General features: G+C 68.6%; 6 protein-coding genes and 1 pseudogene. 4 read left to right on the forward strand and 3 right to left on the reverse strand.

The genetic code is table 11. From position 1 onward, the window contains the following. Positions 1-84: pseudogene (locus AB0M99_RS37290) on the forward strand (transposase); the annotation flags it as partial. 14 nt (positions 85-98) lie between these two features. Here AB0M99_RS37290 and AB0M99_RS37295 read toward each other — a convergent pair. Continuing rightward, a complete protein-coding gene (locus AB0M99_RS37295; RefSeq protein ID WP_365928643.1) occupies positions 99-422 on the reverse strand; it encodes a hypothetical protein in 324 nt (107 codons plus the stop codon). Between the two features lie 495 nt (positions 423-917). Beyond that, the gene (locus AB0M99_RS37300; RefSeq protein ID WP_365928645.1) at positions 918-1,355 is read right to left on the reverse strand and encodes a DUF4259 domain-containing protein; all 438 of its coding nucleotides are present in this window, start codon (positions 1,353-1,355) and stop codon (positions 918-920) included. A 198-nt stretch (positions 1,356-1,553) separates the two neighbouring features. Between AB0M99_RS37300 and AB0M99_RS37305 the strand changes: the two genes are divergently transcribed. Genes AB0M99_RS37305 through AB0M99_RS37315 form a run of 3 tightly spaced genes read left to right on the forward strand, consistent with a single transcriptional unit; the run spans position 1,554 to position 5,496 of the window. Next, a complete protein-coding gene (locus tag AB0M99_RS37305) occupies positions 1,554-2,624 on the forward strand; it encodes a tyrosine-type recombinase/integrase (protein WP_365928647.1) in 1,071 nt (356 codons plus the stop codon). Further along, entirely contained in the window at positions 2,621-4,960 is a 2,340-nt protein-coding gene (locus AB0M99_RS37310; RefSeq protein WP_365928649.1) for a tyrosine-type recombinase/integrase, read from the forward strand. The genes AB0M99_RS37305 and AB0M99_RS37310 overlap by 4 nt, the downstream gene beginning before the upstream one ends. A gap of 44 nt (positions 4,961-5,004) precedes the next feature. After that, complete coding sequence (locus AB0M99_RS37315) at positions 5,005-5,496, forward strand: hypothetical protein (RefSeq protein WP_365928651.1); 492 nt, start codon at positions 5,005-5,007, stop codon at positions 5,494-5,496. On the opposite strand, the gene AB0M99_RS37320 is transcribed toward AB0M99_RS37315, so the two are convergent. Further along, entirely contained in the window at positions 5,463-6,713 is a 1,251-nt protein-coding gene (locus AB0M99_RS37320; protein WP_365928653.1) for a transposase, read from the reverse strand. The two genes, AB0M99_RS37315 and AB0M99_RS37320, sit on opposite strands and share 34 nt — an antisense overlap. Between the last annotated feature and the right edge of the window lie 128 nt (positions 6,714-6,841).

Below are 6,841 nucleotides of genomic sequence, written 5' to 3' on the forward strand. Positions count from 1 at the left end.
ATCCGCCGCTACATCATCTGGCGGAACAAGCACGCTCAAGATGAGCGCCTCCGCTACGTCGTGAACAGGGCGAACGTTGCCTGATGCGGCACTAGCAGTCAGCTGTCGGCGGCGACGCAGACGGCGTACACCGTGTGCTCAAGGTGCTCCGTCGAAGACCCCCGCCTGATCCGCACCTTCCACCCAGTACCATCGGCGGAGGGGTAGCTCTCCAGCACAATGTCGCCTTTGTCAAGGTGGGCGTTCTCCCAGCCGCCGCCAGTGACGATGTACCCGTCAGGTGCCTTGGCCTCGACGGTCCCAGTGCCCGTGGCAGTGACGATCTGGTGCTTCAAGCCGGAGGCGTTCTTGCCGCCGAGCATGACGTGGCCTGCGTCCCGAGCCTGCGTGGCGGCCTTGCCTGCGCTGTTGAGGATTCCCATGAGTCTCCTTCAGTAGTGAGCGTTGCCGTCACGGCCCACTCTTCGAACGGGCCCAAGTGGTTGGAGCCGACCCTAAGACGTGACAAAGAAGGCGAAACGATTCCTCACGCGCGCCACGCGGCGCAATGTCACCCCAGGCCTACCAGCTGAACACCGCCTCGGTCAGTGGCCACCGGTGCAGGTACCTGATGTGGGTGATCGTGAGCGCGGTCCTGTGCCAGATAACGGCTGATGAAACAGCTTCGACCTGGACTTCGGTCGGGTGACTCCCAGGCCGCCCGCAGGATCTGGCGGGGCATGCTGAACACCTGCGTTGTCTGGCGTGACCACCTCGCGCTGCCGACAGCCGTCAACCGCCCCACGGGAGTCCGGGACAAAAGCGCTGGCTACGGGCGCAGGCAGCAGTCGCCGTCGCGCCGTTGCCGACCTCGGGCGGGTGCCTCCCGTTCTCGGGCTCTGGCTCAACTTCTGTGGTCCGTAACTGTGAGTCACCGACTAGATTTCGAACAGGGCTTCCTCTTGTGGCGGGATCGGAGGGTCAAGGACGTTGCGGAGGCGGGTGATGTCCTGGCGCCACTTCGACCAGTTCGTGGCTTCGGCCCACAGCTCGGCGAGTTCGGACCGGTCGGAGACCACTTGATCCAGGGCGTCGACGGCGAGCATTCGAAGGTCTGCGGGCAACTCCGGTAGCGGTTCTGATGGGCCATAGTTCGAATACGCCCTATCGCCGTCAGAATGCTGGGCAACGACCAGAGCCGCGGCGCCCACGGCTCGCTCGCCGTCGTAGATGCCCAGGAGGTCCGCGGGCCCGGCGGCACGCTTGAGCACGCCGCGGATCATGGCTTCGCGTTCTTCCGGCGCTGCCTCGTCCAGGTCACCGGCAAAGTCGGCGGCGGTGTCGTTGTCGAAGGGGCCGATGTCCCAGGTGCCCATGTCTCTCCTCGCGCGGTCGTCTGGGGATCGTCGCACTGGTCACTGACAGTGCGCTCAGGAGGCAAGCAGTACCCGCTTGCGCAGGAGGTTGAAGCCAGCGCGCCCGTACATCTGCCGCTTGATCATTTTAAAAGTTACGTGGAATCTGCCGGGGTGATCATGTCTCCCTGGTGCAACCACGGACTCTTGGGAGATGTGTTGAGCGGCACGACGGTGCTGATAGAGAAGTGGCCGGTGCTCGGCCGGCACGAGCAGGCGGCGACCTGGCTGACGATCTGGACGGATCTCGGCCGTGCGCCCCGCACGATCGATGCCTACGCCCGCGGGCTGGCCGAGTACCTGCTGATGTGCGAACGGGAGACCGTCGACCCGGTCACGGCGAACCGCGCACATATAGTGGTCTACGTACGGGAATTGACCTCACGGCCGCACCGTCGAGGGGCCAATGTGGTCTCGATCGACTCGGGGGCAGGACTGGCCAACGCCACCATCCAGCAGCGCCTGGTACCGGTCCGCCTGTTCTACGACTTCCTCATGGAGGAAGGCCTGCGGGAGTCGAACCCGGTCGGCCGGGGCCGCTACACCCCGGGGCGCCAGAGGGGCGGGCAGCAGCGCGGGCTGGCGCCGCGGCTCACGAAGCTGCCGTGGATCCCCAGTGAACAGCAGTGGCTGGGGATCCTGCAGGTCGCGCGGGAGGAGCCGGTCCGCAACCGGGTGATGCTGGCCCTGGCCTACGATGCCGCGCTGCGGCGGGAGGAGCTGTGCTCGCTGCGGACCGACGACCTCGATCCGGCTCACCGGACGCTGAGGGTACGGGCGGAGACGACGAAGAACCGGCTGGAGCGGGTGGTGCCGTACTCGGCGTCGACCGGCGTGCTGGTGTCGGCCTACCTCGCCCACCGGGCCACGGTCAGCCGGGCCAGGGGGCCGCTGTTCCTGTCGGAGTCCCGGCGCAACCACGGGCAGCCGCTGACCCTGTGGACCTGGTCGAAGGTGGTCCGCCGGATCGCCCTGGAGGCCGGTGTCCCTCGGTTCTCGACCCACACCACCCGCCACCTGTGTCTGACCGATCTGGCCCGGATGGGCTGGGAGTTGCACGCGATCGCGACCTTCGCTGGCCACCGCAACACCGACTCCACGCTCCAGTACATCCACCTGTCCGGCCGGGACCTGGCCGACAAGCTGGCCCGCAGCATGGAGCACATCCATGCCTGGCGCATACAGATGCTCACATCCACGAACGGCGCGACGGCGGAGGTGTCTCGGTGACCGCACCACTGTCAGCCGTCACCGCCGAGGACGGGACCGGTCGCTGGTCCTGGCCGATCTCCCCGCCCCGGGACAACGCCGCGGTGACGGTGCGACCTGCCGAGGCCAGGGCCGTGGCCGACCTGGGCGTGCGCAATCTGCGGCGACTGCAATACCACGACCCATCCGCGCCGGGCTGGCGCGTGATCGCGCGGCTGCTGGGCCCGCTGGAGGCGGTCAATGCCGCACTGGACTCCCCGCCCACCCCGCACCGCCGACGGGCCATGCTCGACGTGGTCGCGGTGCTGCTGACGCGGTGCGCGGAGACCGGCAGGACCTTCTGGAGCTGGACCGCGGAGGAATGGGTCTATCTGCTCGGCCGCACCCAGGCCGAGTTCCGCCAGCACGCGCCGACCTGGGCAGGCGACGAGGTCCGCCCCTATCTCGCGGCGCACGCCTACCTGCTCGGTGGCTTCAACGAGTTCCACCGGCTCGGCAGCTTCCAGCGGCTGACCCTGGCCTGGCGGGTCTTCGGACGCGACCGCGTCAACGGCGAGATCGCACGACTTCGTACGGTCCTGACCGCTTGGGGCTACCGGCTCGGCCGGGACGAGGACACCCTGCTGCCGATGGTGGCCTGCCAGCTGTTCCTGCTCAACCGCAGCCCTCATCTTGAGGAACTCGACACCGCACTGTTCGACCGGGTCCGCCTCGACCGGCTATTGGAGGGCAGTCGGCTGAACACCCTGCACGCGATGCAGCGGGCGGTCGCCGAGCTCGGATTCTGTGACCCGCCGCGCACCGCCACCGGCCGCCACTCGGCCCGGGCGACCGGTGGCGCGCCGGTCTGGGAACAGTGGGCCGACCGCTGGCACGCCACATCGACGCTGACGCCGCGCGTTCGCGGCGGCGTCCGCTCGAACCTGCTCAAGGTCGGCCGGTGGATCGCCGCCGAACAGCCCGACGCTGCCGACCCGGCCGACTGGACCCGGCAGACCTGCGCTTCCTGGATCGCCGCGCTGGACCGGTTGAAGGTCGGCGACTACGTCCAGCGCACCATCGGGCTGGGCGACCGTCTCGGCAAGCCGCTGGAAGCGCCCAGCAAGGCCGGGCAGATCACCGCGCTGCGGACGTTCTTCCGCGACTGCCAGGAGTGGGAGTGGCTGCCCCGCCGCTTCGACCCCCAGCGCGCGCTGGCCGTGCCCCGCAGCATCGCCGCCCTCCTCGGACCCGACCCCAGGGTGATCGCCGACGAGATCTGGGCGAAACTGTTGTGGGCCGGCCTGAACCTGGAGGCCGCCGACCTCCCCCAGACCCGCTCCGGGCACTTCTACCCTTTCGAACTGGTCCGCGCCGTCACGCTGACCTGGCTGTTCTCCGGCCAGCGCAGCGACGAGATCGCCCGGCTGAAGGTGGGATGCATCCGCTGGCAGCACGACGGGACACCGATCGCCGGCGACTCGCAGCAGGTCCTGGCCCGCGACGCTGTCTGCCTGCTCGACGTCCCCACCCACAAGACCGGCACCGCCTTCACCAAACCGGTCGACCCGATCCTCGGCCAGGCCGTTGACGCCTGGCAGGCCGCCCGCCCCAACCAGCCGAAGTTCACCGACCGCCGCACCGGCGAGCTGGTCGACCCGCTGTTCGCCGTCCGGGCCCGCCGCGTCTCCACCAGCTACATCAACAACACCGTCATCCCGATGCTCTGCCGCAAGGCCGGAGTCCCGGCCGCCGACGTCCGTGGCAACATCACCAGCCACCGGGCCCGGTCCACCATCGCCAGCCAGCTCTACAACGCCAAGGAGCCGATGACGCTGTTCGAGCTGCAGGCTTGGCTCGGACATCGCTCACCGCAATCCACGCAGTACTACGCGAAGATCACGCCGAACACCCTGTCCAAGGCCTACTCCGAAGCCGGCTACTTCGAGCGCAACGTGCGCACCATCGAGGTCCTGGTCGACCGCGACGCGGTGGCCTCCGGCGCCGCCGCGGCCGGTGAGCCCTGGCAGCACTACGACCTTGGACACGGCTACTGCGGCTACACCTTCTTCGAGCAGTGCCAGCACCGTATGGCCTGCGCGCGCTGCGATTTCTACACTCCAAAGGACTCCACGCGATCCCAACTCCTGGAAGCCAAAAGCAACTTGCAGAAGATGGCGGTGTCAATCCCGCTGACCGGCGATGAGCAGGCAGCCGTCGAAGACGGCCAGGCGGCCTTGGACCGGCTACTCGACCGCCTCGCCGACACACCCACTCCGGCCGGCCCGACACCACGCGAACTGGACGTGCCGGTGACGGCCCGCCTTCTGCCGCTCGTCGACGTCCGACAGGGCCGGACGGGCTCCGCACCCCGCTGATATCGGCGTGCATACAAGCCCGGGAGAGTGACACAGTCACTGCCGTGACCTTGATGAACGTGCTCGTCGACTTCGCCCGAACCGGCAGGATCGGTCCGCTTCACTGCGGAATGCCCCTGGCCGAGGCCGAGGGCATCCTCGGCCCGGGGCGGCCACACCCCGCCATCCGCATGAAGGGGCCCGACATCGATGGCTACCCGTACTCCTGGGGCGGACTCAAGCTGGACATCACCCAGAGGGCCGTCAGCGGCATCCGGCTCCACCTCTGGCCCGGTTCGACAGCCAAGCTCCCCGCTCTCGTCCTGCCCGAATCGGAGTCGTTCGAGGCCACCGTGCTCCGCGAGGAACTGGTCGCGGCCCTGGACACCGCAGGCTGTGAGCATCACGTCAACGACACCCTGACCTTCGGCCAGCAGTCCAGCATCCTCACCCGGCCCGCTGACGTCTACGCGGTCTTCAGCCTCCCGGGCCGGGACAATCACGTGCCTCACCGGGACCGTCACTACCTCGACGTGATGCACAAGTACACCGCTTGACATCGCTGATTCCACAGAATGATGCGGTTGACATGGCCTTCGACTGCGCCCGAGCTCCAAGGCAGGGTGAGACCGGCGATGACGGCATCGCGGTCGCGGTCGATCCCGGCGGCAAGGGTATGGAGACTGGGCAGATCGTCCTGCCGGACGGCGGCGAGCCAGTCCGGGAGACGCTCGCCCTGGCGCTCGGTCAGCATGACCGCGAAGGCGCGGACGTGCCGGGTAAGCGCGTCGATCTCGGGGCAGTGGGTGCGCACGGTTTTGAGCAGCAGTTGTTCGGCCTCGGGAAGAGTTTCCGGTCGCCGGAGAATCCATCCGGCGACCGTTCGGGGCGAGGGCGGCCGGGCGACCACGGGTCGCGGTGAGGTGCGCTTCTTGTGCAGGTAGGCGCGGACGCGCTGGTAGCTGCCCTTGTAGCCGAGCGGCACGATCTCCTCCCACAGCTTCCAGGCGTTGGTGCAGCCCTCGTTCCACCGGTCGTCCAGGTAGGGCTTGTAGTCATCGAGGACCGACGGTCGGTTCTGCCACTGTCCGGTGAAAAGCTCCTCCGGCCTCGCTGCGTCGGCGAGCTGCTTGACGGTCCGCCAGGTCATACCGAGCTGCCGCTGGACCGAGCGACGGCTGTGCCCGGCCTCCAGCAGTGCGTGGACGTCGGCGTGCCTGGCGCGGGTGCGGTCGGCGAAACGATGGCCGGTCGGCCATGGCGAGCCAGAGGAATCTTCCTCCGGCGCAGGCTCCGGATCGGGTTCGGGGGCGGCTGTGACAAGGGCGCGGAGGCAGCGGCGGTGCTGAGCGACGGCCCGTTCGGCAGCCTCGCTCACGTTGTGCCAGAGGTGCCACCGGTCCGCGACCTGGACCGCTTGCGGAGCGCCGGCGGTGGCACCTTCGGCGAAGAACGGTGCTCGGTCTCGGCAGATGACTTCAACGCCCGGCCGTGCGGCGAGCCAGGCCGCCAGACTGGACGCCTCCCGGTCGGGCAACAGGTCGACAGGGCGGCGGGTTTCGATGTCGATGAGGACGGTGCCGTAGTGGCGGCCCTTCCGGGTCGCGTACTCGTCGACACCGACCACCCGCGGTGCGACCGCTTCGGGCTCGGGAAGCGCGTCCACCAGCCGGAGCACAGTGCTACGGCTGACGGAAACGCCGAGTACGCCGGCGATGCGGGCCCCGGCCCGGCCTGCGAGGGCCAGGCCGACCGACGCCAGGGTCGAGCGCAACCGTTCGGTCCGCTGACTGTGCCGGCGCGTTAGTACTGCAACCGCATGTGGGGGTCGTGGCCCCGTCGTTGGTAGTGGCAGCGGCGGGCTCGGGCTTGGCTGCGTCGGCGGAAGTGTGACCAGCGGAG

This window comes from Streptomyces sp. NPDC051183, from assembly GCF_040682455.1.
Classification (GTDB): Bacteria; Actinomycetota; Actinomycetes; order Streptomycetales; family Streptomycetaceae; genus Streptomyces.

What these genes read in the sequence shown, in the direction of transcription:
- AB0M99_RS37295 (WP_365928643.1), bottom strand. Translation starts at nt 422, where the DNA reads ATGGGAATCCTCAACAGCGCAGGCAAGGCCGCCACGCAGGCTCGGGAC.
- AB0M99_RS37300 (WP_365928645.1), bottom strand. Translation starts at nt 1,355, where the DNA reads ATGGGCACCTGGGACATCGGCCCCTTCGACAACGACACCGCCGCCGAC.